The sequence below is a fragment of the uncultured Microbacterium sp. genome, from assembly GCF_963524805.1.
In the GTDB taxonomy this organism is placed as follows: domain Bacteria; phylum Actinomycetota; class Actinomycetes; order Actinomycetales; family Microbacteriaceae; genus Microbacterium.
Map to the genome: position 1 here is coordinate 306,486 of NZ_CAURGG010000001.1, position 25,407 is coordinate 331,892.

The following is a 25,407-nucleotide window of genomic DNA, read 5'->3' on the forward strand; positions in this document are numbered from 1 at the left end:
TCAGGGTCCGGTAGCCTGGAAGGCGCGCTCCGCGCCGCAGCTTCCGCTCCACGATTGGTTCCTCCCCGTGTCCCAGACCTCGCCCGATTCCGCCGTGCCCGTCGAGGGCGGGGGCTACGACGCCGCCGCCATCCAGGGCAAATGGCAGGCGCGCTGGGCGGAGGCAGACCCGTTCCGCGCGGGCGGCGCGGAGGACAAGCGCCCGCGCAAGTACGTCCTGGGCATGTTCCCGTACCCCTCCGGCGATCTGCACATGGGGCACGCCGAGAGCTACGCGTACGTCGATGTCGTCGCGCGCTTCTGGCGCCACCGCGGGTACAACGTGCTCAATCCGATCGGGTGGGACTCCTTCGGGCTGCCCGCCGAGAACGCGGCGATCCAGCGGGGAGCCGACCCGCGCGAGTGGACGTACGCGAACATCGCCCAGCACAAGAAGAGCTTCCGCGAGTACGGCTCGTCCTACGACTGGTCGCGCATCCTGCACACGAGCGACCCCGAGTACTACCGCTGGAACCAGTGGCTGTTCCAGCTGCTGTACGAACGCGGGCTGGCCTACCGCAAGGAGAGCCCGGTCAACTGGTGCCCCAACGACCAGACCGTGCTGGCCAATGAGCAGGTGGTCGACGGGCACTGCGAACGCTGCGGGGCCGAAGTGGTCAAGAAGAAGCTGACGCAGTGGTACTTCAAGATCACCGACTATGCCGACCGCCTGCTGGATGACCTCAATCAGCTCGAGGGCTTCTGGCCGCAGAAGGTCATCCGCATGCAGCGCAACTGGATCGGGCGGTCGATCGGTGCGGACATCGACTTCGCGATCGAGGGTCACCATGAAACCGTGACGGTCTTCTCGACCCGTCCCGACACGCTGCACGGCGCGACGTTCTTCGTCGTGGCGCCCGAGTCCGACCTGGCGGCCGAACTGGCCGCCGGGGCATCCGCGGACGTCCGTGCGCGCTTCCAGGACTACCTCACCAACGTCGGTCGATCGAGTGAGATCGAGCGGCAGAACACGGACCGCCCGAAGACCGGCGTGTTCCTGGAGCGCTACGCCATCAACCCGATCAACGGCGAGCGCCTGCCCATCTGGGCGGCCGATTACGTGCTCGCCGACTACGGCCACGGCGCGGTCATGGCCGTCCCCGCCCACGATCAGCGCGATCTCGATTTCGCCCGGGCATTCGACCTGCCCGTCAAGGTGGTCGTGGACACGACCGCGCCGATCACCGGCGCCATCCCCGTCATCGAGCTCGACGAGCACGGCGACCCGATCGATCCCGGCTCCGACGGCGACGCCCTGTCCGAGCTGGACCCGGCGGTGACGGGAATCGCCCTGACCGGCGAGGGCCGGATGATCAACTCCGGCACGCTGGACGGCCTGTCCAAGCGCAACGCGATCGCGCGCATCACCGACCAGCTGGCCGCTGCCGGCACCGGTCGGGCGTCCAAGTCCTATCGACTGCGCGACTGGCTCATCTCGCGTCAGCGCTTCTGGGGAACGCCCATCCCGATGATCCACACCGAGGACGGGCGCATCGTCCCCGTTCCGGCAGACCAGCTGCCGCTCGTGCTGCCGGATGCGGAGGGGCTGGACCTCACGCCCAAGGGCACCTCGCCGCTGGGCGGGGCCACCGCGTGGATGTCCACGACCGACCCCGAGACCGGCGCACCGGCGCTGCGCGATCCGGACACGATGGACACGTTCGTCGACAGCTCGTGGTACTTCCTGCGCTTCCTCGCTCCGGGCGATGCCACCGAGGCCTTCTCCACCGCCGAGGCGGCCAAGTGGGCACCGGTGGACTCGTACATCGGCGGTGTCGAGCACGCGATCCTGCACCTGCTGTACGCCCGCTTCATCACCAAGGTCCTCTTCGACGTCGGACTGATCGACTTCACCGAGCCGTTCTCCACCCTGGTCAACCAGGGCATGGTCCTGCTGGACGGCTCGAAGATGTCCAAGAGCAAGGGCAACCTGGTCGAGTTCGCCGCGAGCATGGCCGATCCCGGCGCCGACGCCGTCCGCGTCGCGATCGCCTTCGCCGGTCCGGTCGAGGACGACATCAACTGGGAGGACGTCTCCACGACCGGCGCCCAGAAGTTCCTGGCCCGCGCATGGCGCGTGGCCCAGGATGTCGACAGCAGCCCCGACGTCGTCTGGGCGGAGGGCGATCCGGCGCTGCGACGCGTCACGCACCGGCTGCTCGCCGACGCGCCCGGCCTGGTGGAGCAGACGAAGTTCAACGTGGTCGTCGCACGTCTGATGGAACTGGTCAACGCCACGCGCAAGGCGATCGACACCGGCGCCGGCCGGTCGGACCCGGCCGTTCGCGAAGCGGCCGAGGTCACCGCGATGATCCTGGACATGTTCGCGCCGCACACCGCGGAAGAGATGTGGGAGATGCTCGGCTACCCGCCGTTCGTCGGACTCGTGGCCTGGCGTCAGCCCGATCCCACGCTTCTGGTGGAGGACACCGTCACGACCGTCGTCCAGGTGGACGGCAAGGTGCGCGCGACCCTCGAGGTCTCGGCGCGCATCGATCCGAGCCGGCTCGAGTCCCTCGCTCGCGCTGACGCGCGCGTCCAGCGGGCGCTCGGCGGACGCGAGATCACCCGCGCCGTCGTACGGCCGCCGAAGGTCGTCAGCTTCAGCACGCACTGAGACTCCTCCCCAGGCGGAGAGGCAATCCGGCTCGTCCACCATCCCGACCGACCGCCGGCCGGGCTCGCAGGTGTGACGTATGTTCGGCGGTGTGTCGTCGCCCGAGGAGCATCGCAGCGCTGTCGCGAGCCCCCGAGCGCGGCTCGGCCTCGGGGCGGCGATCGTCGTGGTCGTGATCGCCCTCGCGGTCACGGTGGCGATCGGCGTCCTGCGGAGCTCCTCCTCGCCGGTCGAGGCTGTGACGATCGATCGCGGGGGAGCGACGGATGCCGCGGCGCCGGCATCCGTCTTCGTCCACGTCTCCGGCGCCGTCAACAGCCCGGGACTGTACGTTCTGGACGACGGGGCGCGGGTCATCGACGCCGTGGCGGCCGCGGGCGGATTCGCGGCCGGCGCCGATGAGGCAGCGGTGAATCTGGCGCGGGCGCTCAGCGACGGCGAGCAGCTCGTGGTGCCGCTCGTCGGCGCGCCCGGCGAATCGAGTTCCGGCGCCCCGGCGGGTGACGGCCGGGTCAACCTCAACACCGCCGACGCCGCGGAGCTGGACACGCTCCCGCGGATCGGGCCGGCGATGGCGGAGCGGATCATCCAGTGGCGGGAGGCCAACGGGCGGTTCACCAGCGTCGAAGATCTGCTGGCGGTCCCCGGCATCGGCGACAAGATGCTCGAGTCCCTGCGCGACCTGGTGGCGGTGTGAGATTCACGGTCACGACGTGAGTCGCTCTCGGATGAGCAGGTTCCGGCTCCTTCCCGTGGCGGGCGCAGCGTGGGCGGTGTGCCTCGTCGCCACGCTGGCGCCGCAGTTCGCCCAGGTGGTGGCGGCGATGCTGTGGATCAGCACGATCGGTGTGCTGCTCGCCATGGCGCGCCGACCGCGGGAGCGCTCGACCGGGAGGCGCACCGCGGTCATCGTGCTCCTCGCGTGCGCGGCCTCCGCCGCCGCGGCATCCCATGTCGCGCTCGCGCAGCCGGCCCGCAGCGAAGCGGCCCATCTCGCCCTGGGCGGGGGAAGGTCGGTGACCGTCGAGGCCACCGTGGTCGGCAAAGTCGAGCTGCGCGGGACGGGCGAGTGGGCCTTCGATGCCGTCGCCCACCGTGTGAGCACCGGTTCGGTGGGCGAGTCGGTCGGCTTCGACATCTCGGTGCGGGTCCAGCCGGCGAAGGTGGACCGCCCGGACGACCTCGACGTCGGCGCCGAGGTGCAGCTGCGCGGAACAGCCCGCCCGGCGCCGGCGGGGGATCGCGCGGTGCTCGCCGTCTCCGCATCGCGGGGGCTGGACATGCAGGCCGCGCCGCAGGGCCTCCTCGCCGTGGCCGCGGACCTGCGACGAGGACTGGTCATCGCCTCCTCAGGCCTTCCGACCCCCGGTGCCGGCCTGATCCCGGGTCTGGCGGTGGGCGACACCTCCGCCGTGACCGCTCCGCTGGACAGCGCGATGAAGCAGTCCTCGCTGTCGCATCTGACCGCCGTGTCGGGCGCCAACTGCGCGATCGTCGTCGGCCTGGCCTTCGGCGCCGTCGCTGCCGCCGGCGGCTCGCGGCGGGCACGGATCGCCGGCGGCGTGGGGGCGCTGACCGGCTTCGTCCTGCTGGTGACGCCCGAGCCGAGCGTCGTGAGGGCCGGGGCGATGGCCCTCATCGCGATGCTCGGCGTGCTCCTCGGGCGCAGCGCTGCCGGCATCGGCATCCTCTCGCTCGCGGTGACCGTCCTGCTCGTGGCAGATCCATGGCTCTGCGGCTCGCTGGGCTTCGCGCTGTCCGCGGTGGCGACCGGCTCGCTGCTGCTGTGGGCCCGTCCGCTCTCTACGGGACTTTCCCGATGGATGCCGCGCGGACTGGCGCTCGCGCTCTCGGTGCCGCTTGCCGCGCAACTCGCGTGCGGGCCCCTGCTGGTCATCATCACCCCGACCGTCCCGCTGTACGGCGTCGTGGCGAACCTGCTCGCCGCACCCGCCGCACCACTGGCGACGATCGTCGGACTCGCCGCGTGCCTGGCGGCTCCGCTGCCCTGGCTGCAGTCCGGGCTCGCGGCGATCGCGTGGGTGCCGGCCGCGTGGATCGCGGGGACGGCGGAGACCTTCAGCGCGCTGCCGGGCAACCAGGTGCCGTGGCTCGACGGCTGGATCGGCGTGGGCACGCTCGCGGTGGTGAGTCTCGCCGCCGGCGTGGTCATCGTCGCTGGGCCGGGTCGAACCCGGCTGCTCGCGACGCTGCTGCTGGCGACGGTGGCAGGAGTCGTCGCGGGGGGCGCCGCGCTGCACTCGGTCGCGGGCCGGTTCACCCTTCCGCAGGAGTGGAGCGTGCTCGCGTGCGACGTGGGCCAGGGGGATGCCGTGCTCGTGCGCTCTGCGGGGGCGATCGCGCTCGTGGACACGGGGCCTGACCCCGCGCTGCTCGAGCGTTGTCTGACGCGCACCGGGGTCGAGCGGATCGATCTGCTCGTGCTCACGCACTTCGACCTGGATCACGCCGGAGGCGTGCCGGCGGTGCTGGGCAGGGTCGAGACCGCCCTGCACGGTCCCGTGGGAACGCCCGCGGGCGCGGGCGCACTGGCCGATCTCGAAGGCGCCGGCGCGCGGACGGTGCCGGCGCACACCGGCATGAGCGGAACCCTGGGCGATTCGGCCTGGCGAGTGGTGTGGCCGCCGGCGGGCGCCCGCGGCTATCCTCCGGGCAATGACCTCAGCGTCGTCGTGGACATCCGCGGTGGGGGAGTGCCGACGTCGCTGTTCCTCGGAGACCTGTCAGCCTCGCCGCAGGCCGCGATCGCGGCATCCGGGAATCTGCGGCCGCCGTACGACCTCGTCAAAGTCGCCCATCACGGCAGCGCCGATCAGGACGTCGGGCTCTACGAGATGCTCAGCCCGGCCGTGGCCCTCGTGAGTGTCGGCGCGGACAACACGTACGGACATCCGCGCGCAGAGACCCTGGCGGCGCTGGAAGCGGCAGAGGCCCGTATCGCCCGCACGGACCGGGAGGGGGTCATCGCCGTGTGGGGCCGGGCAGGGACCGTCTTGGTGTGGCGCGAGCGCGAAGGCGACGTCGTGCCCGCTGGGTAGGCTCTTCGCATGGCGACCAGCGCGCGACGCACCCCCGCGACCCGGGCCCGCACGACCATCCCGCAGATCTCTTGGCGTGCTCCGCAGCCGGCGCCGATCGTGCTCGTGTCCGGACCCGAAGAGGTGTGTGCCGAGCGGGCGATCGCCGGCGTTCGCGATTACCTCCGGGCCGAAGATCCGAGCCTCGAGGTCACGGACCTACGGGCAGACGATTACGCGGCGGGAACCCTGCTCGGCGTGACCTCGCCGTCGCTGTTCGGCGAACCGCGCCTGGTCCGCGTCACGGGGGTGGAGAAGTGCTCGGACGCGTTCCTGTCCGAGGCGCTGTCGTACCTCGCCATGCCGCAGGAGGGTGCAACGGTCATCCTGCGCCATACCGGTGCGACAGTCCGCGGCAAGAAGCTGCTCGACGCGATGCGCGCCGGCGAAGGCGGCGGCATCGAGATCGCCTGCCCGGCGGTCAAGCGCGACTCCGACCGGTTCGATTTCGCAGCGGGAGAGTTCATCGCGGCCCGCAAGCGCATCGCTCCGGTCGCGCTGCGCACACTCGTCTCGGCGTTCGCCGACGACCTGACCGAGTTGGCCGCCGCGTGCCAGCAGCTCATCTCCGACGTGCCCGGAGACGTGTCGGAAGAAGTCGTGCAGCGCTACTACGGCGGCCGCGTCGAGACGTCGGCCTTCGCGGTGGCGGACACCGCCATCGCCGGCAGGTACGGCGACGCGCTCGTGTCGCTGCGCCATGCCCTGGCCTCCGGCGCCGACCCCGTGCCGCTGGTCGCGGCGATCGCGTCGAAGCTGCGCACCATGGCCCGCGTCGCGGGCAATCGCGAACCCGCTGCGGCTCTGGCGGGACGGCTCGGCCTGAAGGACTGGCAGGTGGACCGTGCGCGGCGTGATCTGTCGGGCTGGTCGGATGCCACGCTCGGCATGGCGATCCAGGCGGCCGCGCGCGCAGACGCCGAGGTCAAGGGCGGCTCACGCGACAGCGTGTTCGCGCTCGAGCGGCTCATCACGGTCATCGCCACCCGCAGCCCCTACGGCCAATAGCGGGGGATGACGAAAAGCCCGCCCCCGGAGGGACGGGCTTTCGCGTGGATGCGGGCTCAGAGAGCAGCGACCTGCTTGGCGATCGCGGACTTGCGGTTCGCCGCCTGGTTCGCGTGGATGACGCCCTTGCTGGCGGCCTTGTCGAGCTTCTTGGTGGCGCGGGCCAGGGACTTCTCGGCGGCGGTCTTGTCGCCGGCAGCCACGGCCTCGCGGGTGCGACGCACCTCGGTGCGCAGCTCGCTCTTGACGGCCTTGTTGCGCTCGTGAGCCTTGTCGTTGGTCTTGTTGCGCTTGATCTGCGACTTGATGTTTGCCACGTTTGTAGACGGTCTTTCGTTTCGGAGTGTTCGATGTGAAGTGCCGGGTGGCAGGAGAGGGATGCCGCACGGCGGTCGTGCGGGAGTGGTACCCACACGCAAGCCAATCACCGAGTCTATCAGGTCGGGCGCATCGTCGTGATCGCCAGGTTCAGGACGGCGTTGAACACCGCGGGACGCATCACCGTCACATGATGGGTCGTGCGGGGAACGACGATGAGCTCGGCGTGACGCGCCACGCGCAGGAACAGCCGCTCATTGATGCGCAGCTGATCGAACTGTCCGTTGACGAACCAGAGGGGGACCTCTATGCGGTGCAGCGCCGCCAGCAGGTCCAGCACCGAGAGGCTGGCCAACGCGACGTCCTGCGCATCCAGGGCATAGCCGCCGGCGCCGAAATCCGCCCGCGTCTCCTCGGGAAGGATGCGGTCGAGCATGCGGTTGGTGAGCCACATGCCCCGGTCGGGGAGCGAGTCGAACCCGCGGGCGAGCACGCGATACGCGGCGAGCCCCGCCCCGCGCGGAATCGCCGTGCAGGAGGCGGCGATGAAGGCCGCGACCGGGGGAGCGTCCTCGGCGCCGGCGTACTCGATGCACAGCAGTCCGCCCATGGAATGACCGACGAGCAGGACGGGTCCCCGGGTCGCGGCATCCCGGACCGCCGCATCGATCGTCGCGAGGGCGCCCTCCAGGGTGAACTCCTCGGCCATCCGCGTGCCGTGCCCGGGAAGGTCGACGGCGACGGCGGCGACGCCGCGAGCGACCAGGTACTCCACCTGGGCGCGCCACATCGTCGCGGATGTCCGGATGCCGTGCACGAGCACCACCTGGACGACCATGGGTCCAGGGTATTGCGCGTCCGGCCCGACGCTCGGGCGGGCCGTCCCGCCCGGTAGAATCAGTCGGATATGTCTCCGCGCGCCCAGAAGCCCCTCCAGCCGTCGGCGACCCCGCCCGGGCTGATCCGCAATTTCTGCATCATCGCCCACATCGACCACGGCAAGTCGACCCTCGCCGACCGCATGCTGCAGATGACCGGCGTGGTCTCGGATCGCGACATGCGCGCGCAGTACCTCGACCGCATGGACATCGAGCGCGAGCGGGGAATCACGATCAAGAGCCAGGCGGTGCGCATGCCGTGGGAGGTCGACGGCGCGACCTATGCGCTGAACATGATCGACACACCGGGGCACGTCGACTTCACCTACGAGGTCAGCCGCTCACTGGCCGCGTGCGAGGGAGCGATCCTGCTCGTGGATGCCGCGCAGGGCATCGAGGCGCAGACCCTCGCGAATCTGTACCTGGCGCTCGAGAACGATCTGCACATCATCCCCGTGCTCAACAAGATCGACCTGCCGGCCGCCGACCCGGAGAAGTACGCGAAGGAGCTCGCCAGCCTGATCGGCGGCAAGCCGGAGGACGTCCTGCGCGTGAGCGGCAAGACCGGGATCGGCGTCGAGGAGCTGCTCGAGCAGGTCGTCCGCCAGATCCCCCCACCCCAGGGCGACCCGACGGCGCCGACGCGCGCCATGATCTTCGACTCGGTGTACGACTCATACCGCGGCGTCATCACCTACGTGCGCATGATCGACGGCACGCTCAGCCCGCGCGAGCGCATCCAGATGATGTCCACGCGCGCCGTGCACGAGCTGCTGGAGATCGGCGTCTCCTCGCCGGAGCCGACCCCGACCAAGGGGCTGGGCGTCGGCGAGGTCGGCTACCTGATCACCGGGGTGAAGGACGTGCGTCAGTCCAAGGTGGGTGACACGGTCACCAGCGCCGCCAAGCCCTCCACACAGGCGCTGCCCGGCTATACCGACCCCAAGCCGATGGTGTTCTCGGGGCTGTACCCGATCGACGGCAGCGACTACCCGGTGCTTCGCGAAGCGCTCGACAAGCTGAAGCTCTCCGACGCGTCCCTCAACTACGAGCCGGAGACCTCTGTCGCCCTCGGGTTCGGCTTCCGGTGCGGATTCCTGGGCCTCCTGCACCTGGAGATCGTCACCGAGCGCCTGGAGCGCGAATTCGGGCTCGACCTGATCTCGACCGCGCCGTCGGTCACGTACGAGGTGACCACCGACGACGGCAAGTCGTACACGGTCACCAACCCGAGCGAGTTCCCGTCGGGCACCAAGATCGCCAGCGTCACCGAGCCCATGGTCAAGGCCGCGATCCTCGCTCCGAAGGACTACGTCGGCACGATCATGGAGCTGTGCCAGTCCCGCCGCGGCACGCTGCTGGGGATGGAGTACCTGGGCGAGGACCGCGTCGAGATCCGCTACACGATGCCGCTCGGCGAGATCGTGTTCGACTTCTTCGACAACCTGAAGTCCAAGACAGCCGGCTACGCCTCGCTGGACTACGAGCCCAGCGGAGATCAGGAGGCCGACCTCGTCAAGGTCGACATCCTCCTGCAGGGGGAGCCCGTCGACGCGTTCAGCGCGATCGTGCACCGCGACAAGGCGTACGCCTACGGGGTGCTCATGACCGAGCGCCTCAAGAAGCTCATCCCGCGCCAGCAGTTCGAAGTGCCGATCCAGGCCGCGATCGGCGCGCGCATCATCGCGCGCGAATCGATCCGGGCGATGCGCAAGGACGTCCTGGCCAAGTGCTACGGCGGCGACATCACCCGCAAGCGGAAGCTGCTGGAGAAGCAGAAGGAGGGCAAGAAGCGCATGAAGATGGTCGGGCGCGTCGAAGTCCCTCAGGAGGCGTTCATCGCCGCACTCTCCGGCGAGACCGAAGGCAAAGAGAAGAAGTAGCCCCGAGCCGTCGACGGCTCGGTCACGAACCCGAAGTAGGCTGGAATCCATGCGGCGCGGGACGTTCAGGGACGAGACCGTCGATTACGCCGCCGTCGGAGCGACGCAGGCAGCGGACCTGATGCATTTCCCGCCCGAGCGCAGTCTGCCGGCCGAGGAGACGTGGCGCATCGGCAGCGGCCAGGCGCGGTTCGAGACCGCCGGCGATGCCCTGCTGTCGTGGGCGGCCCAGCGCGGTGCGGGGCTGCAGCTCAGCGACGTGCGTCCCGCAGCCGGGCCGATGTACTCCGGGGTGAGCTTCGACGCGGAGGGCAACCCCCTCGCTCCCAGCAAGCTCGAGGCCGACCAGCGCTTCGACAGCGACGGCACGCCCTACGTGGGCGCGGGCACCACGATCCGTGTCGACGGACGCGTCCGGGGCATGAGTGCGGACGCAGAGCTGCGCGTGATCTTCGCGATCGAGGAGCCCCGCCGGGTCGGGTTCGCGCTCGGCACGGTCGGCGGCTCGGTCGTCAGCGGCGAAGAGTCCTTCATGGTGCAGTGGTACGACAACGACGAAGTCTGGTTCACGGTCCGCGCGTTCGACGCCCCGACCGCCCTGCTGTACCGGGCGTTCCCGGCCATGGTCCGGCGGCGCCGCCGCGAGCTGTTCACGCGTTATCTCCGGGCGATCTCCCCGCTGTACGCGACCCCGGCCTGATGGGTGCGGCGCTGCCGCTCGGTGAGCCGGCCCCGCTCGACGGCGTGCTGCCGGTCGCCGTGGACCCGGAAGCCCCGTTCAGCGTCTACCTGCACGTGCCCTTCTGCCGGGTGCGGTGCGGATACTGCGACTTCAACACCTACACCGCGGGGGAGCTGCGCGGCGCACGGCAGGACCAGTACGCCGACACGCTCCTTCGCGAGGTGCAGCTCGCACGCTGTGTCCTGGGCGCGGCGGGGCCGCTGCGTCCGGCAGCCACCGTCTTCTTCGGAGGGGGGACGCCGACCCTGCTGCCACCGGGCGACCTGGCGCGCATGCTCGACGGCGTCCGGGAGGCGTTCGGGCTCGCGGACGGCGCGGAGGTCACCGTCGAGGCCAATCCCGACACGGTGACCGATGCGGTCGCCGCGGAGCTCGCTGCCGCGGGCGTCACGCGCCTGTCGATCGGCATGCAGTCCGCCGTCCCGCACGTGCTCGCGGCACTGGATCGCACCCACGAGCCGGCGAACGTCGCCACGGCCGTCGAGGCCGCCCGCCGGTCGGGACTGGATGTGAGCCTCGACCTGATCTACGGCGCGCCGGGCGAGTCGATCGACGACTGGCGGAGATCCGTCTCCTCGGCGCTCGCGCTCAGCCCCGACCACGTCTCGGCCTACGCCCTCATCATCGAGGACGGGACGAAGCTGGCCCGGCAGATCAGGCGGGGGGAAGTGCCGACGCCCGACGATGACCTGCAGGCCGATATGTACGAGCTCGCCGACGAGCTGCTCGCCGGCGCCGGGTACGAATGGTACGAGGTCTCCAACTGGGCCCGTGAGACCTCCCAGCGCTCACGGCACAACCTGGCGTACTGGCAGGGCGCGGACTGGTGGGGCTTCGGGCCGGGTGCGCACAGCCACATCGCCGGCGTCCGCTTCTGGAACGTGAAGCATCCCGCCGCCTACGCGCAGCGCCTCGCGTCGGGCGAGTCCCCGGCAGCCGGACGCGAGCGACCGGATGCCGAGGCCACGGAGCTGGAGGGCGTGCTGCTGCGCAGCCGCATCCGGGAGGGCCTGGCGATTGCCGACCTGCCCGCCGAGCGCCGCCCCGCCGTCGCTCAGTTAATCGCCGATGGACTCATCGAAGGTCGTGCGGCACTGGGCGGCCGAGTGGTGCTCACGCTTCGTGGCCGGCTGCTCGCCGACGCGGTCGTGCGCACGCTGACCCGGTAACGCACCTACGGCTGCGACGCGGCCCCATCCGGTAGAATTGGCACTCAGAACGGGTGAGTGCCAGTCGAGCGGCTGGCGGAGATCGCGGGTATCGCGGAGGGAGGCGAGATGGTCACCGATCGAGGGCTCCAGGTCCTGCGGGCGATCGTGCAGGATTTCGTCGACACGCGCGAGCCTGTCGGCAGCAAGGCGATCGTCGAGCGGCACGCCTTCGGGGTCTCGGCGGCGACGATCCGCAACGACATGGCGCTGCTGGAGGACGAGGACCTCATCGCCGCGCCGCACACGTCTTCGGGACGTGTGCCCACCGACAAGGGCTATCGGGTGTTCGTCGACCACCTGGCCGAAGTGCGGCCGCTCTCGCCGGCACAGCGCACTGCGATCTCGACGTTCCTGGAAGGACCCGGCGACCTCGATGACGTGCTCGTGCGCACGGTGCGCGCGCTGACCCAGTTGACCGGGCAGGTCGCGATCGTGCAGTACCCGTCCTTCGCGCGCGCCACCGTCTCCCACGTCGAGCTCGTGCAGCTGGGTGGCGGACGGATGCTGGTGATCCTGGTCACCGACACCGGACGCGTCTCGCAGCGGCTCGCCCTGGTGCGGGACGAATTCGACGACGACGACCTGGCGCGCGTGCGCGCCGAGGTCGCCGCTCTGCTGGTGGGCAAGCCCGTCCGCGACGGCGCGCAGAACGTCGAGGAGCGCCTGGCTCACGACCACGCCGTCCCGTCGCCGCGGGATGCCGCGACCACGGCCATCGTGAGGGTCGTCGCCGAGGAGCTCGAGGACTTCCGACACGATCGCCTCGTGATGGCGGGGGCGGCGAATCTCGCGCGCAGCGAGTCCGATTTCCGCGGCAGCATCTACCCGCTGCTCGAGGCCATCGAGGAGCAGGTGACCCTGATGAAGCTCATGAGCGAGATGGTCGCCGACGATCATGGCCTCGCCGCGAGCATCGGTCGCGAGAACGAGCCGTTCGGACTGGGCGAGGCATCCGTCGTGGCGAGCGAGTACGACGCGACCGGCGGCCGCGCGCGCGTGGGCGTGCTCGGGCCCACCCGGATGGACTACCCGACCAACTTCGCGGCGGTCCGTGCCGTCGCGCGATACCTCACTCGGATGCTCGACGAAGACGAGAGTGCCCGCTGACGCGGCATCCGTGACCAGACGATCCCGCGCGCTGCGCGGACGGGAAGGCGATTGTGGCTGACCATTACGAGGTGCTCGGCGTCGCGCGCGACGCGACCCCTGACGAGATCAAGAAGGCCTACCGGCGTCTTGCGCGCGAGCTGCACCCGGACGTGAATCCGGGCGCGGACGCGTCGGAGCGGTTCAAGCTCGTGACGCATGCCTACGACGTCCTCAGCGACGCCGACCAGCGCGCCCGCTACGACATGGGCGGAAGCGACTCGCCGTTCGGAGGCGCTCAGGGCGGATTCACCGGCTTCGGCGACATCTTCGAGACGTTCTTCGGGTCCGCCGGAGGCCAGCGGGGCGGCCGTCCCCGCTCCCGTCGGGAGCGCGGACAGGACGCTCTGGTGCGCGTGACGCTCGATTTGAAGGACGTCGTGTTCGGTGTGCACCGCGACCTCGACGTGGACACCGCGGTGCTCTGCGACACCTGTCAGGGCTCGTGCTGCCAGCCCGGCACGAAGCCGGTCACCTGCGACATCTGCCACGGCTCCGGCCACGTCCAGCGCACCGTGCGGAGTCTGCTGGGCAACGTCGTGACCAGTCAGCCCTGCAACATCTGCCAGGGTTACGGCACGACGATCCCGTACCCCTGTGCCACCTGTCAGGGGCAGGGGCGGGTGCGCGCGCGACGCACCGTGTCGATCGACATCCCGGCGGGCGTCGAGACCGGACTGCGCCTGCAGCTGCCCGGGTCCGGCGAGGTCGGCCCCGCCGGAGGGCCGAACGGAGATCTGTATCTGGAAGTGACGGTCTCGCCGCACGAGGAGTTCAGCCGCGACGGCGACGACCTGCTCGCGACCCTCGAGGTCTCGATGCCCGACGCCATCCTGGGAGCGACCACGACGATCGACTCCCTCGACGGCCCGGTGGAGCTGGAACTGCGGCCCGGTGTCCAGGGCGGAGACGTGCTCACGATCAAGGGACGCGGGATCACCCCGCTGCGCGGCACCCAGCGGGGCGACCTGCGGGTCGGCGTGCACGTCGTGACCCCCACCCGACTCGATGCGAAGGAGCGGGCCCTGATCGAGGAGTTCGCCCGCCGCACGAAGGCGCCCGCGCCGCATCTGGCGGAGTTCCATCAGGGACTGTTCGCCAAGCTGCGCGACCGCTTCCGCAACGGCTGAGCGCGTGAGCCTGCACTTCATCCTCGACGAGCCGACCGATGCGGGCCCGGGGGATGCCGTCATCCTCACGGGCGGCGAGGCTCACCACGCCGCGACCGTGCGACGCGTGCGCGTCGGCGAGCGGGTGACACTCGGCGACGGGCGCGGCTCGTGGCTCGCGGGGGAGTGCGAAGCCGTTTCGCCGCGGGAGGTGCTCGTCCGCATCGCGGAGCGATCGTTCGTTGCGGCGCCTGACCCGCGCATCGTGCTCGTGCAGGCCCTGGCGAAGGGCGACCGCGACGAACTCGCCGTCCAGGCAGCGACCGAGCTCGGGGCGGATGAGATCGTGCCCTGGCAGGCCGCGCGCAGCGTGTCGCGGTGGGACGCGGCCAAGGCGGTGAAGGGCCGGGCGCGCTGGGGCGCCATCGTCCGGGAGGCCGCCAAGCAGGCGCATCGAGCCTGGATCCCCGAGGTGGCGCCGCTCGAGACGACGACCGCGCTGACCGATCGAGCCGCGGCATCCCTCGTCGTCGTCCTCGAGCCCTCGGCCCGGCGCCGGCTGACGGAGATCGCGCTCGGTCCCGGTCGCGACGTCGTCCTGGTGGTCGGCCCCGAGGGCGGCATCGCCCCTGAGGAGCTGGCCGCGCTCGAGCAGGGCGGGGCGGTCCTCGCCCGGCTGGGAGAGACCGTGCTGCGGACGTCCACCGCGGGGCCGGCCGCCCTGGCCGTGGTCAGTGCGTCCCTGGGGCGCTGGTGAGGACCGATCCTGAGCACTCCTCCGCTGGTCAGAGCCCGCCGATAGACTGGAACCCATGAGCGAGCCGTCCGTGTTCACCCGGATCCTGAAGGGCGAGATCCCCTCCGAGATCATCGCCGAGACCGACAATGCGTTCGCCATCCGCGACATCGCGCCGAAGGCGCCGGTGCACCTGCTCGTGATCCCCAAGACCGAGAAGTACCGCAACGTCGTCGAGCTCGCCGCCGAGGATCCGGCTCTGCTGGCCGAACTGGTGGGACTGGCGAACGCGGTAGCTGCCGAGCGGTCGGACGGCGACTTCCGGCTCGTCTTCAACACCGGACGCGGCGCAGGCCAAACCGTCTTCCATGTCCACGCCCACGTCCTCGCGGGCGACCTCGACGAATCGAGCCTCGGTGGCTGACGCGCCCGAAGAGAGGACGGTCGAAACCGTCTACGCCGACGGCGTCGCGATGGTGCAGCTCCTGGGGCCGCAGGATCGGCTGCTGCGGGTCGTGGAACGCGAGCACCCTGCGGTGGATGTCCACGTCCGGGGCAACGAGATCACGCTGACGGGGGATGCCGCCGCCGTCGCCGCGGCACGGGTTCTGGTCGACGAGCTCCTGGCGATGACGAAGGCGGGCCATTCCCTCGGTCCTTCGGACGTCTCGTCCTCGAACCGCATCCTGCGCTCGGAAGGGGGACCGCGTCCGTCCGAAGTGCTGGGCGAAGCGATCCTGTCCACGCGCGGCCGAGTCATCCGGCCGAAGACCCTCGGCCAGAAGGCCTACGTCGATGCGATCGAAGAGAACACCATCGTCTTCGGCATCGGGCCGGCCGGTACCGGCAAGACCTACCTGGCGATGGCCAAGGCGGTGCAGGCGCTGCAGCGCAAGGAGGTCAGTCGCATCATCCTGACCCGCCCGGCGGTCGAGGCCGGCGAGCGGCTCGGATTCCTCCCCGGAACCCTCAACGACAAGATCGACCCGTACCTGCGCCCGCTGTACGACGCGCTGAACGAGATGATGGATCCCGAGCTCGTGCCCAAGCTCATGGCCAGCGGGACCATCGAGGTCGCGCCGTTGGCCTACATGCGAGGCCGGACGCTCAACGACTCGTTCGTCGTGCTCGACGAAGCGCAGAACACCACGCCCGAGCAGATGAAGATGTTCCTCACGCGCCTCGGCTTCGGAACGCGCATGGTCGTCACCGGCGACATCACCCAGGTGGACCTGCCGGTCGGCGCCTCGGGGCTGCGGCTGGTGACGCGCGTGCTCAGCAGCATCGAGGACATTCACTTCGCCTACCTGACCAGCGATGACGTCGTGCGTCATTCGCTCGTCGGGCGCATCGTGGATGCCTACACCGAATACGACGAGCACCGCCTGGCGAGCCGGCGTGAACGCGACGAGGCGGCCGAGTTCGCGAACCGCGCCGAGCGGCGCTCTGGTGCGCCGCGGTCGTCGGGACCTCGCGATCACCTTCCGAAGCGGGGTCGCTCATGACGATCGAGATCAGCAACGAGTCCGGGTTCGCCGTCGACGAGACCGTGCTGCTGCGCCTCATGGAGTACAACCTCGCCGAGCTGCATGTCAGCGCGGACGCCGATGTCGCCATCCTCCTCGTGGACGAGGGTGCGATGGAGGCCCTCCACGTGCAGTGGATGGACGAGCCGGGTCCGACCGACGTCCTCAGCTTCCCGATGGACGAGCTGCGACCGGGCACCGAGGACATGCCGACGCCCGCCGGGCTGCTCGGCGACATCGTGCTGTGCCCGCAGGTGGCCGAGACCCAGGCTGCGGCCGCCAAGCATTCGACCGTGGACGAGCTCATCCTCCTCACCACGCACGGGCTGCTGCACCTCCTCGGCTTCGATCACGCCGAGCCGGAGGACAAGCGCGAGATGTTCGGGCTGCAGAACGACCTGATCCTCGGGTTCCACGTCGCCGAACGACGACGACCCCGCGCATGACCGCTGCGCTGCTGCTGGTCGCCGCGGTCCTGCTGATCGCCTTCGGCGGCCTGATGGCGGCGATCGATGCGGCGATGTCGGTGACCTCCCGCGCCGACCTCGCCGAACTCGGCGCGAGCGGGCGCAATGCCGCAGCGCTGCGGCGGATCTCGATCGATCCCGAGGCGCACGCGAACGCCGTCGTGTTCATCCGCATCCTCGCCGAGACAGCCGCCGCGGTGCTGGTCACCGTCGCCTTCACGATCCTGTTCGACAGCATCTGGTGGGCGATGCTCGCCGCCGCGGTGCTGATGACCGGCATCTCCTTCGTCGTGGTGGGGGCCAGCCCTCGCAGCGTCGGTCGCGCGCACGCCAAGGGCCTGCTGCGGGGAGCGGCGCCGGTCATCCGCGGTGTGCGCATCTTCCTCGGGCCGCTCGCCCACGGCCTGGTGGCCCTGGGCAACCGGGTGACGCCCGGTGCGGCGCGCGGCTCGTCCTTCGCCTCCGAGGAGCAGCTGCTCAGCATCATCGACGAGGCCGCCGAGAACGAGCTCATCGAGCAGGACGACCGGGAACTGATCCACTCGGTCTTCGACTTCACCGACACGTTCGTGCGCGCGGTCATGGTCCCGCGCACCGACATGGTGACCGTCGACGCCGGTTCCTCGACACGCGAGGCGATGGGCATCTTCCTCGAGAAGGGCGTTTCGCGCATCCCGATCGTCGACGACGAGGCCGACGACGTCGTGGGGGTGCTGTACCTGAAGGACCTGGTCCAGTTCGGCTTCCGCGACGAATCCGGGTGGCGCGATGCCCCGATCGGCCGGATCGCTCGGCCGGCGGTGTTCGTGCCGGAATCGATGAAGGCCGAGACGCTCCTGCAGCAGATGAAGCGGGATGCCGTGCACGTGTGCCTCGTCGTGGACGAGTACGGCGGCGTCTCGGGACTCGTGACGCTCGAGGACCTGATCGAGGAGCTCGTGGGCGAGATCGCCGACGAGTACGACCCTCGCGCAGACGAGGTGGTCGAACTCGAGCCGGGCAGGTTCCGGGTCAGTGCCCGGCTGGGGCTGGACGAGGTCGGCGACCTGTTCGGCATCGAGCTCGAGGATGAGGACGTCGACTCGGTCGGCGGGCTGCTCGGCAAGGCGCTCGGACGCGTGCCGCAACCCGGGGCGACGGCGGATTTCGAAGGACTCCTCATGACCGGCGGAGCATCCCGCGGGCGCGGGCGGGGCCTGGACACCGTGTTCGTCGAGCGCAGCCCTGAGGCCGTCTCCTCGGAGGAATCGTCCGGCCGTGCTCCGCGCACCGGAGAGATCGGGGTCGCTCGGAGCGGCTCCAAGAGAGGCGACTGATGCCCGCAACCCCCGCCCGGCCCGCGGAGCCGTTCCGTTCCGGATTCGTCACGTTCGTCGGCCGCCCCAACGTCGGCAAGTCGACGCTGACCAACGCACTGGTGGGCGAGAAGGTCGCCATCACCAGCGACAAGCCCCAGACGACCCGACGCGCGATCCGCGGCATCCTGAACCGCGCCGACGGCCAGCTGGTGATCGTGGACACGCCGGGCATCCACCGCCCGCGCACCCTGCTCGGTGAGCGACTCAACCACCTCGTCGAGCAGGTGCTCGGCGACGTGGACGTGATCGGATTCTGCGTGCCCGCCACGGAGAAGATCGGCCCGGGCGACCGGCGCATCGCCGAATCGCTCGACGGGTACCGCCGGGCGAAGAAGGTCGCGATCGTGACCAAGACGGATGCCGCTTCTCGCGAGCAGGTGACCGAGCGGCTTTTGGAGGTCGACGCCCTGCGCGAGGACTGGGCGGCGGTGATCCCGCTCTCAGCCCTGACGAACGCCCAGCTGGACGTGCTCACCGGCGAGGTGCTCTCCCTGATGCCGGAGGGACCCGCTCTCTATCCCGAGGGTGTCGTGACGGACGAATCGGTCGAGGACCGGATCGCCGAGATCATCCGCGAGGCGGCGCTCGAGGGCGTCCGCGACGAGCTGCCGCACTCCATCGCCGTCGTCGTGCAGGACATCGCCGCGCGCGAAGACTCCGACCTCACGGACATCTTCGCCGACGTGGTCGTCGAGCGGGACAGCCAGAAGTCGATCATCATCGGTCACAAGGGCTCGCGTCTTGCCGACGTCGGCCGACGTGCCCGCGCTCAGATCGAACCCCTCATCGGCTCGCGCGTCTACCTGTCGCTGCACGTGCGCGTGGCCAAGGAGTGGCAGCGCGATCCCAAGCAGCTGGGTCGCCTGGGATTCTGAGATGGTGCAGGCCCGGGCCGACCGACGCGTCCCGGCGGCAGGCCATCCGGCATCCCTGCTACCATCGATGCATGCGCTTCGGTCGACTCCTTCTTAGTCGCCGCGACGAGTCCTCGTTCTAGGGCCCTCCTCGTCGCGGAGCTCGTTGTCGGCCCGCTTCATCTGACGAGAGAGCAAGCGACCATGAACGAATCACAGAAGCCTTCGGGCATGCCGATCCACAAGTACCGGCCCTACCACGAGCAGCTCTCGGTGCAGCTGCCCGACCGCACCTGGCCCGATGCCCGCATCACCGCGGCGCCGCGGTGGTGCGCCGTCGACCTGCGCGACGGCAATCAGGCCCTGATCGACCCGATGAGCCCGGAGCGCAAGCGGATCATGTTCGACCTGCTGGTCAGCATGGGCTACAAGGAGATCGAGGTCGGATTCCCATCGGCCAGTCAGACGGACTTCGATTTCGTGCGTCACCTCATCGAGGACGACGTGATTCCCGATGACGTCACGATCCAGGTGCTCACGCAGGCGCGCGAGCATCTCATCGAGCGCACGTACGAGTCGATCGCCGGCGCCAAGCAGGCGATCGTGCACCTGTACAACTCCACGAGCGTGCTCCAGCGCGATGTGGTCTTCCGCACCGATCGTCAGGGCATCATCGACATCGCGCTGGACGGCGCCCGGCTCTGCCGCGAATACGAGAAGCGCATCCCCGAGACGAAGGTCTTCTACGAATACTCGCCGGAGAGCTACACCGGGACCGAACTCGAATTCGCGCTGGAGATCTGCAATCAGGTCATCGAGGTCTTCGAGCCGCGCGCCGACCGCAAGGTGATCGTCAACCTGCCGGCCACGGTGGAGATGGCGACCCCCAACGTCTACGCCGACTCGATCGAGTGGATGAGCCGTCGTCTCGCTCACCGCGAGAACGTGATCCTGTCACTGCACCCCCACAATGACCGCGGTACGGCGATCGCCGCCGCCGAGCTCGGCTACATGGCCGGAGCCGACCGCATCGAGGGCTGTCTATTCGGCAACGGCGAGCGGACGGGCAACGTCGACCTGGTCGCGCTCGGCATCAACCTGCTGACGCAGGGCATCGACCCGCAGATCGACTTCAGCGACGTCGACCACGTCAAGCGCACGGCGGAGTACTGCAACCAGCTCCCCGTGCACGAGCGCAGCCCGTGGGCGGGCGACCTGGTCTTCACCGCGTTCAGCGGCTCGCACCAGGATGCGATCAAGAAGGGCTTCGAGGCGATGGAAGCCCGAGCTGCGGCCGAGGGCGTCTCGGTCGACGAGCTCGAGTGGGCGGTTCCGTACCTGCCGATCGATCCGAAGGACCTGGGCCGCTCGTACGAAGCGGTCATCCGCGTCAACTCGCAGTCGGGGAAGGGCGGAGTCGCCTACCTGCTCAAGAGCGATCACGCGCTGGACCTGCCGCGACGCCTCCAGATCGAATTCTCGGGCGTGGTCCAGGCCAAGACGGACTCCGAGGGAGGAGAGGTCACCAGCGACCAGATCTGGCGCATCTTCACCGACGAGTACCTGCCCTCGCGCGTCGCGGAGGAGCGCTGGGGCAGGTTCGAGCTGTTCGCGACGCGCACGCAGAGCGATCTGGCGGGCGACGTCGCTCTCGAGGTGTCCCTGCGCGACGGCGACGACCGCGTCGATGCCACGGGGCACGGCAACGGGCCGATCGCCGCGTTCCTGTCGATCATGCGCGAGCGCGGGTTCGAGGTGGCCCTCTACGACTATGTCGAGCACACCCTCAGCGCCGGCGGCGACGCGCAGGCGGCGGCGTATGTCGAACTGCAGGTCGAGGGCGAGCGCCTCTGGGGCGTCGGCATCGACGGCGACATCTCCACCGCATCGCTGAAGGCCATCGTGTCCTGCGTGAACCGCGCCATCCGCACGCGCGAGACCTCGGCTCAGCTGGCCACCGTGTGAGCAGCAGTCGGCGCGGCATCCGCAGGGATGTCGCGCCGGCTCAGCAGGGCCGCCACGAGGAAGCACAGTGCGCCGAGGAACGTTCCGGCGTTCGCCCAGAACTGACTGACGAACTCCGACGTCTCGGGAATCACGAAGGCGCCGATCGCGGAGAGCCCGAAGAACACCGATCCCGCCATGTTCAGCCATGTGCAGCGCCAGGTGCGCGCATGCGGGTCCCACAGGCCGTCGCGATCGGTGGTGGCGACCACGGCGAACGCACTCGCCACGAGAAAGCACACTGAGCCCCAGGCATCCGGCCGCCAGCCGGAGCCGACACGTGCGTCCTCGTTCACGGCGGTGATCAGCGCCGCACTCGTGCTCAGATTGAAGAACAGCGTCCCGGCGAACTGCACCGCCGCGGCCCACCAGTCGGCGCGATCGGAGCGGGACGAACCTTCTCGCGGCGGCCGTCGCCCGCTGAGCAGCAGCTGGATCAGGGCGGCGAGGGTGAAGAAGACGGCGCCGACGAAGAAGGTCGCGTTCGCTGCGACCTCGCCGACGGCGTCGGCGTAGAACGGAACCGCTCCGACGGCGAAGAAGAGGGATCCGATGGCGAAGCCCCACGCTTCCCGGCGCAGGCGCACGCGACGTTCCGCGGTCATCCTTCGAGAGTACGGGCCCCGGACAGGGGCCACGTCACTCGCACAGCATGACGCACGCGACATGCTCTGCCCCTAGCATGAGCCGCATGACGACCACACCGCGCCCGGAACGCCAGGACGAGACGACGCAGGACTTCACCGGATTCCGTGATCAGAACCAGCTCAACCCGCTGTTCGCCCGCCCCGGGGAGGCCACCGACTTTCCGCTGAACTCGCTTCCCCCGAGGGAATCGCTGCCCGAGACCGCGTACCAGGTCGTTCACGACGAGGCGATGCTCGACGGCAACTCCCGATTGAATCTCGCGACCTTCGTCGGAACCTGGATGGATCCGCACGCCGACCGGCTCTACTCCGAGACGGCCGATAAGAACATGGTCGACAAAGACGAGTACCCGCAGACCGCCGCGATCGAGACGCGGTGCTGGAAGATGATCGCGACGCTGTGGAACGCGCCCGATGCCGAGGGCGCGATCGGCACATCGACGATCGGATCGTCGGAGGCGTGCATGCTCGGCGGACTCGCGCTGAAGCGTCGGTGGCAGCAGGCGCGCAGAGCTGCGGGGCTCTCGACCGAGAAGCCGAACCTCATCCTCTCCAGCGCCGTGCAGGTGTGCTGGGAGAAGTTCTGCAACTACTGGGACGTCGAACCCCGCTACGTGCCGATCTCCGACGAGCACAAATGCCTCGACGGTCACGATCTCGACACCTACGTCGATGAGAACACGATCGGCGTGGTGGCGATCATGGGCGTCACCTACACCGGCGTCTACGAGCCGGTCGCGCAGATCGCCGCGGCTCTCGATCGCATCCAGGAGGCGACAGGTCTGGACATCCCGATCCACGTCGACGGGGCATCCGGCGGCATGATCGCGCCCTTCCTGCAACCGGACTTGGAATGGGACTTCCGCGTCGAGCGCGTCGCCTCGATCAGCACCTCCGCCCACAAGTACGGCCTGGTCTATCCCGGTCTCGGCTGGGTCGTCTGGCGCACGGTGAGCGATCTGCCGGCAGACCTCGTGTTCGACGTCACCTATCTCGGCGGCCACATGCCGAGCTTCGCGCTGAACTTCTCACGACCCGGCGCCCAGGTGCTGCTGCAGTACTACCTGTTCCTGCGCCTCGGATGGGACGGCTACTACAAGGTGCAGAAGGCATCGCAGGACGTCGCGGTCGATCTGGCGGGTGAGATCGCGAAGATGCCGGCGTTCGATCTGTGGAACGACGGCACCGACATCCCGGTCTTCGCATGGCAGCTCGCGAAGGGCCACACCGACAAGTGGAACCTCTACCACCTGTCGGAGCGCCTGCGTCTGAAGGGCTGGCTGATTCCGGCCTACCCCATGCCGGACAACCTCACCGACGTCGTCGTGCAGCGCATCGTCGTGCGAAACGGACTGAGCCGCAACCTGGCCGAGAGCCTCGTGAAGGACATCACCGACGCGGTCGCCTACCTCGACGCCCTCGATTCCCCGATGCCCACCGAAGGCCTGGTGACGAGCTTCACGCACTGACGCTCAGGGCTTGACGATCGGAAGGGCGCCGGTTTCGGCCGCCACCTTGCGCCGGTAGAGCATGCGCTGCTCCGGCAGCGACAGATCGAACACGACCGCGAGAACGCGGATCACGGCGGTCACGATCACTCCCGCGATCGCGGCCACCGGGAGCGGCACGCCGAACGCGTGGGACACGGCCAGAACCAGGCAACCGGCGGCCGCCGCGACCGCGTACAGCGAACCGACGTGCATGATCGCGACCGGAAGGCCCATGAAGACATCCCGCAGGATGCCGCCGCCGACGGCGGAGCACACGCCCACGAACACGGCCGGCACGAGGGGGAGCCCGAGCGCGAGCGCCTTGCTCGTGCCGAACGCTCCGAAGAGGCCGATCACGATGGCGTCCAGCCCGACGATGAGGCCGTTCACCCGCCGCAGGGGCGCCGCGAGCAGCATGCCCACCAGCGCGGCGACCGTGGCGGTGAGCAGGTACCAGTTGCTCTGCAGAGTACTCAGCGGCTGGTCGAGCAGCATGTCGCGGATGATGCCGCCGCCCATGCCCATCACGATGCCGATGATCGCGACGCCCAGCAGATCCAGGCGGCGCTGTCCCCGGAATCCCGACGCGAACAGGGCGCCCTGAATGCCTCCCAGCCCGACGGCGGTCAGATCCGCCCACAGCGGGATCGTGAAGAGGGGAGCGTCCACGCCGTCCATTCTCCCGCACGGCTCGGCGCCGACCACGCGGCGGAGCCGACGACCATAATTGAGGGGTGCCCACCTACCGCGACGAGGTCGTGATCCTGCGCACCCACAAGCTGGGTGAAGCCGACCGGATCGTGACGATGCTGAGCCGGCGCCACGGCAAGCTCCGCGCGGTCGCGAAGGGGGTGCGCCGCACGTCATCGCGCTTCGGAGCACGGCTGGAGCCGTTCATGGTGGCCGATGTGCTGCTGTACCAGGGACGCAATCTGGACATCGTCCAGCAGGCCGAGTCGCTCGGCTCGTACGGCGCCGACATCGCCGTGCATTACGACCGGTACACCTCGGCCAATGCGATGGTCGAGGCCGCCGACCGGCTCAACGAGGCCGAAGCGACCCCTCAGCAGTACCTCCTCCTCGTCGGAGGACTGCGAGCACTCGCCCGTGGCGAGCACGTGCCGCGCAGCATCCTGGATTCGTATCTGCTGCGTGCCATGGCGCTGTCCGGCTGGGCTCCCGGCTTGGCCGACTGTGCGCGCTGCGGCGCCAACGGTCCGCACGACACGTTCGTCGCGCAGCTGGGGGGCATGATCTGCCGCGACTGCGCGCCCGTCGGCGCCGCACGGGTCGATTCTCCGACCGCCGATCTGCTCTCCGCCCTCATGGAAGGCGATTGGACCATCGCCGACGGCGCATCGGCCGCCACACGGGGCTCGGCGTCGGGTCTGATCGCCGCGTACGCGCAGTGGCACCTGGAGCGCGGCATCCGGTCTCTGCAGCACGTCGAGGCCGCGACGTGAGCCCGAAGCCCTTCACCCATCGCGATGCGGTCGCGTACCGGCCCCTCGACTGGACCGGCCTGTACCCGCCCGTCTTTCCGAAGGGAAAGGTCCCCAAGCACGTCGCGATCGTGATGGACGGCAACGGACGCTGGGCGAACAAGCGCGGCCAGACGCGCATCGAGGGCCACCGGGCCGGCGAGGCGGCGCTGCTGGACGTCGTGGCCGGGGCGATCCAGGCCGGCGTCACGCATCTCAGCGTGTACGCGTTCTCGACCGAGAACTGGAGCCGCTCGCCGGACGAAGTGCGCTTCCTCATGGGCTTCAACCGCGACGTCCTGCATCGCCGCCGCGATCAGCTGAACGAGTGGGGCGTGCGCATCCGGTGGTCCGGACGCAAGCCGCGCCTGTGGGGATCGGTGATCAAGGAACTGCAGTACGCCGAGCAGCTGACCGCCGGCAACACAGTGCTGACCCTGACGATGTGCGTCAACTACGGCGGACGGGTGGAGCTGGTCGATGCGATGCGATCGATCGGGGACGACATCGCCGCGGGGAGGCTGAGGGCCTCGGCGGTCACCGAGAAGCTCATCCAGAAGCGGCTGTACCAGCCCGACATGCCCGACGTCGATCTGTTCGTGCGCTCCAGTGGCGAGCAGCGCACCTCGAACTTCCTGCTGTGGGAATCCGCGTACGCGGAATTCGTCTTTCTCGACACGCTCTGGCCGGACTTCTCGCGGGCGGACCTGTGGCAAGCCATCGGCCTCTACCTCGACCGCGACCGCCGCTTCGGCGGGGCGGTCGACACCCCGGAGATCCCCGCGCTCTGACGGC

General features: G+C 69.6%; 23 protein-coding genes. 19 read left to right on the forward strand and 4 right to left on the reverse strand.

Features of this window, described 5'->3' with window-relative positions; translation table 11 throughout:
• The first annotated feature begins 67 nt into the window (after nt 1-67).
• From leuS to holA, 4 genes are all read left to right on the forward strand, one after another.
• Complete coding sequence (leuS, locus tag RWQ91_RS01520; protein WP_314502137.1) at nt 68-2,656, forward strand: leucine--tRNA ligase; 2,589 nt, start codon at nt 68-70, stop codon at nt 2,654-2,656.
• Nucleotides 2,657-2,747: 91 nt separating this feature from the next.
• Complete coding sequence (locus tag RWQ91_RS01525; protein ID WP_399545651.1) at nt 2,748-3,353, forward strand: ComEA family DNA-binding protein; 606 nt, start codon at nt 2,748-2,750, stop codon at nt 3,351-3,353.
• Nucleotides 3,354-3,369: 16 nt separating this feature from the next.
• Nucleotides 3,370-5,715, forward strand: a complete 2,346-nt coding sequence (locus tag RWQ91_RS01530) for a ComEC/Rec2 family competence protein (protein ID WP_314502141.1) — start codon at nt 3,370-3,372, stop codon at nt 5,713-5,715.
• A 9-nt stretch (nt 5,716-5,724) separates the two neighbouring features.
• Nucleotides 5,725-6,762: a DNA polymerase III subunit delta gene (holA, locus tag RWQ91_RS01535; RefSeq protein ID WP_314502143.1), complete on the forward strand. Its 1,038-nt coding sequence runs from the start codon at nt 5,725-5,727 to the stop codon at nt 6,760-6,762.
• A 56-nt stretch (nt 6,763-6,818) separates the two neighbouring features.
• Here holA and rpsT read toward each other — a convergent pair whose 3' ends face one another.
• Both rpsT and RWQ91_RS01545 read right to left on the reverse strand, forming a co-directional pair.
• Nucleotides 6,819-7,079, reverse strand: a complete 261-nt coding sequence (rpsT, locus tag RWQ91_RS01540; RefSeq protein WP_314502145.1) for a 30S ribosomal protein S20 — start codon at nt 7,077-7,079, stop codon at nt 6,819-6,821.
• 119 nt (nt 7,080-7,198) lie between these two features.
• On the reverse strand, nt 7,199-7,918 hold the full coding sequence (locus RWQ91_RS01545) for an alpha/beta hydrolase (RefSeq protein ID WP_314502147.1): 720 nt from the start codon (nt 7,916-7,918) through the stop codon (nt 7,199-7,201).
• Nucleotides 7,919-7,987: 69 nt separating this feature from the next.
• Between RWQ91_RS01545 and lepA the strand changes: the two genes are divergently transcribed.
• From lepA to leuA, 12 genes are all read left to right on the forward strand, one after another.
• Nucleotides 7,988-9,841 (forward strand): translation elongation factor 4, encoded by a 1,854-nt coding sequence (lepA, locus tag RWQ91_RS01550; RefSeq protein WP_314502148.1) that lies wholly within the window; start codon nt 7,988-7,990, stop codon nt 9,839-9,841.
• Nucleotides 9,842-9,890: 49 nt separating this feature from the next.
• Nucleotides 9,891-10,541, forward strand: coding sequence for a DUF1990 family protein (locus RWQ91_RS01555; RefSeq protein WP_314502151.1), 651 nt, complete (start codon nt 9,891-9,893; stop codon nt 10,539-10,541).
• Nucleotides 10,541-11,752: a radical SAM family heme chaperone HemW gene (gene hemW / locus RWQ91_RS01560; RefSeq protein WP_314502153.1), complete on the forward strand. Its 1,212-nt coding sequence runs from the start codon at nt 10,541-10,543 to the stop codon at nt 11,750-11,752. The genes RWQ91_RS01555 and hemW overlap by 1 nt, the downstream gene beginning before the upstream one ends.
• A 108-nt stretch (nt 11,753-11,860) precedes the next feature.
• A complete protein-coding gene (gene hrcA, locus RWQ91_RS01565; protein WP_314502896.1) occupies nt 11,861-12,901 on the forward strand; it encodes a heat-inducible transcriptional repressor HrcA in 1,041 nt (346 codons plus the stop codon).
• Between the two features lie 53 nt (nt 12,902-12,954).
• On the forward strand, nt 12,955-14,070 hold the full coding sequence (gene dnaJ / locus RWQ91_RS01570) for a molecular chaperone DnaJ (RefSeq protein WP_314502155.1): 1,116 nt from the start codon (nt 12,955-12,957) through the stop codon (nt 14,068-14,070).
• 4 nt (nt 14,071-14,074) lie between these two features.
• Nucleotides 14,075-14,806 (forward strand): 16S rRNA (uracil(1498)-N(3))-methyltransferase, encoded by a 732-nt coding sequence (locus RWQ91_RS01575; RefSeq protein ID WP_314502157.1) that lies wholly within the window; start codon nt 14,075-14,077, stop codon nt 14,804-14,806.
• A gap of 55 nt (nt 14,807-14,861) precedes the next feature.
• The gene (locus tag RWQ91_RS01580; RefSeq protein WP_314502159.1) at nt 14,862-15,209 is read left to right on the forward strand and encodes an HIT domain-containing protein; all 348 of its coding nucleotides are present in this window, start codon (nt 14,862-14,864) and stop codon (nt 15,207-15,209) included.
• A 49-nt stretch (nt 15,210-15,258) separates the two neighbouring features.
• Entirely contained in the window at nt 15,259-16,290 is a 1,032-nt protein-coding gene (locus RWQ91_RS01585) for a PhoH family protein (RefSeq protein WP_314502898.1), read from the forward strand.
• Nucleotides 16,287-16,757 carry an rRNA maturation RNase YbeY gene (gene ybeY, locus RWQ91_RS01590; RefSeq protein WP_314502161.1) on the forward strand — a complete coding sequence of 157 codons (471 nt, stop codon included), beginning with the start codon at nt 16,287-16,289 and terminating at the stop codon, nt 16,755-16,757. The genes RWQ91_RS01585 and ybeY overlap by 4 nt, the downstream gene beginning before the upstream one ends.
• Nucleotides 16,754-18,094, forward strand: coding sequence for a hemolysin family protein (locus RWQ91_RS01595; RefSeq protein ID WP_314502163.1), 1,341 nt, complete (start codon nt 16,754-16,756; stop codon nt 18,092-18,094). Before ybeY ends, RWQ91_RS01595 begins: the two co-directional genes overlap by 4 nt.
• The gene (gene era, locus RWQ91_RS01600; protein ID WP_314502164.1) at nt 18,094-19,011 is read left to right on the forward strand and encodes a GTPase Era; all 918 of its coding nucleotides are present in this window, start codon (nt 18,094-18,096) and stop codon (nt 19,009-19,011) included. Before RWQ91_RS01595 ends, era begins: the two co-directional genes overlap by 1 nt.
• Nucleotides 19,012-19,194: 183 nt before the next feature.
• Nucleotides 19,195-20,955 carry a 2-isopropylmalate synthase gene (gene leuA, locus RWQ91_RS01605; protein WP_314502166.1) on the forward strand — a complete coding sequence of 587 codons (1,761 nt, stop codon included), beginning with the start codon at nt 19,195-19,197 and terminating at the stop codon, nt 20,953-20,955.
• Here leuA and RWQ91_RS01610 read toward each other — a convergent pair.
• Nucleotides 20,937-21,599: a hypothetical protein gene (locus RWQ91_RS01610; protein ID WP_314502168.1), complete on the reverse strand. Its 663-nt coding sequence runs from the start codon at nt 21,597-21,599 to the stop codon at nt 20,937-20,939. The genes leuA and RWQ91_RS01610 overlap by 19 nt on opposite strands.
• Before the next feature lie 77 nt (nt 21,600-21,676).
• On the opposite strand from RWQ91_RS01610, the gene RWQ91_RS01615 reads away from it, so the two are divergent.
• Nucleotides 21,677-23,110, forward strand: coding sequence for a glutamate decarboxylase (locus RWQ91_RS01615; protein WP_314502172.1), 1,434 nt, complete (start codon nt 21,677-21,679; stop codon nt 23,108-23,110).
• A gap of 3 nt (nt 23,111-23,113) precedes the next feature.
• On the opposite strand, the gene RWQ91_RS01620 is transcribed toward RWQ91_RS01615, so the two are convergent.
• A complete protein-coding gene (locus RWQ91_RS01620; RefSeq protein WP_399545657.1) occupies nt 23,114-23,809 on the reverse strand; it encodes a trimeric intracellular cation channel family protein in 696 nt (231 codons plus the stop codon).
• Nucleotides 23,810-23,865: 56 nt separating this feature from the next.
• Between RWQ91_RS01620 and recO the strand changes: the two genes are divergently transcribed.
• Both recO and RWQ91_RS01630 read left to right on the forward strand, forming a co-directional pair.
• The gene (gene recO, locus RWQ91_RS01625) at nt 23,866-24,594 is read left to right on the forward strand and encodes a DNA repair protein RecO (protein WP_314502175.1); all 729 of its coding nucleotides are present in this window, start codon (nt 23,866-23,868) and stop codon (nt 24,592-24,594) included.
• Complete coding sequence (locus RWQ91_RS01630; RefSeq protein WP_314502177.1) at nt 24,591-25,403, forward strand: isoprenyl transferase; 813 nt, start codon at nt 24,591-24,593, stop codon at nt 25,401-25,403. Before recO ends, RWQ91_RS01630 begins: the two co-directional genes overlap by 4 nt.
• Nucleotides 25,404-25,407: the final 4 nt, after the last annotated feature.

Excerpts from the sequence above, each read along its gene's own strand:
- RWQ91_RS01615 (WP_314502172.1), top strand. The coding sequence starts at position 21,677 with ATGAGCCGCATGACGACCACACCGCGCCCGGAACGCCAGGACGAGACG.
- RWQ91_RS01555 (WP_314502151.1), top strand. The coding sequence starts at position 9,891 with ATGCGGCGCGGGACGTTCAGGGACGAGACCGTCGATTACGCCGCCGTC.
- RWQ91_RS01595 (WP_314502163.1), top strand. The coding sequence starts at position 16,754 with ATGACCGCTGCGCTGCTGCTGGTCGCCGCGGTCCTGCTGATCGCCTTC.
- RWQ91_RS01545 (WP_314502147.1), bottom strand. The coding sequence starts at position 7,918 with ATGGTCGTCCAGGTGGTGCTCGTGCACGGCATCCGGACATCCGCGACG.
- RWQ91_RS01610 (WP_314502168.1), bottom strand. The coding sequence starts at position 21,599 with ATGACCGCGGAACGTCGCGTGCGCCTGCGCCGGGAAGCGTGGGGCTTC.
- hemW (WP_314502153.1), top strand. The coding sequence starts at position 10,541 with ATGGGTGCGGCGCTGCCGCTCGGTGAGCCGGCCCCGCTCGACGGCGTG.
- holA (WP_314502143.1), top strand. The coding sequence starts at position 5,725 with ATGGCGACCAGCGCGCGACGCACCCCCGCGACCCGGGCCCGCACGACC.
- ybeY (WP_314502161.1), top strand. The coding sequence starts at position 16,287 with ATGACGATCGAGATCAGCAACGAGTCCGGGTTCGCCGTCGACGAGACC.
- era (WP_314502164.1), top strand. The coding sequence starts at position 18,094 with ATGCCCGCAACCCCCGCCCGGCCCGCGGAGCCGTTCCGTTCCGGATTC.
- leuA (WP_314502166.1), top strand. The coding sequence starts at position 19,195 with ATGAACGAATCACAGAAGCCTTCGGGCATGCCGATCCACAAGTACCGG.
- lepA (WP_314502148.1), top strand. The coding sequence starts at position 7,988 with ATGTCTCCGCGCGCCCAGAAGCCCCTCCAGCCGTCGGCGACCCCGCCC.
- RWQ91_RS01580 (WP_314502159.1), top strand. The coding sequence starts at position 14,862 with ATGAGCGAGCCGTCCGTGTTCACCCGGATCCTGAAGGGCGAGATCCCC.
- hrcA (WP_314502896.1), top strand. The coding sequence starts at position 11,861 with ATGGTCACCGATCGAGGGCTCCAGGTCCTGCGGGCGATCGTGCAGGAT.
- RWQ91_RS01585 (WP_314502898.1), top strand. The coding sequence starts at position 15,259 with ATGGTGCAGCTCCTGGGGCCGCAGGATCGGCTGCTGCGGGTCGTGGAA.
- RWQ91_RS01620 (WP_399545657.1), bottom strand. The coding sequence starts at position 23,809 with ATGGACGGCGTGGACGCTCCCCTCTTCACGATCCCGCTGTGGGCGGAT.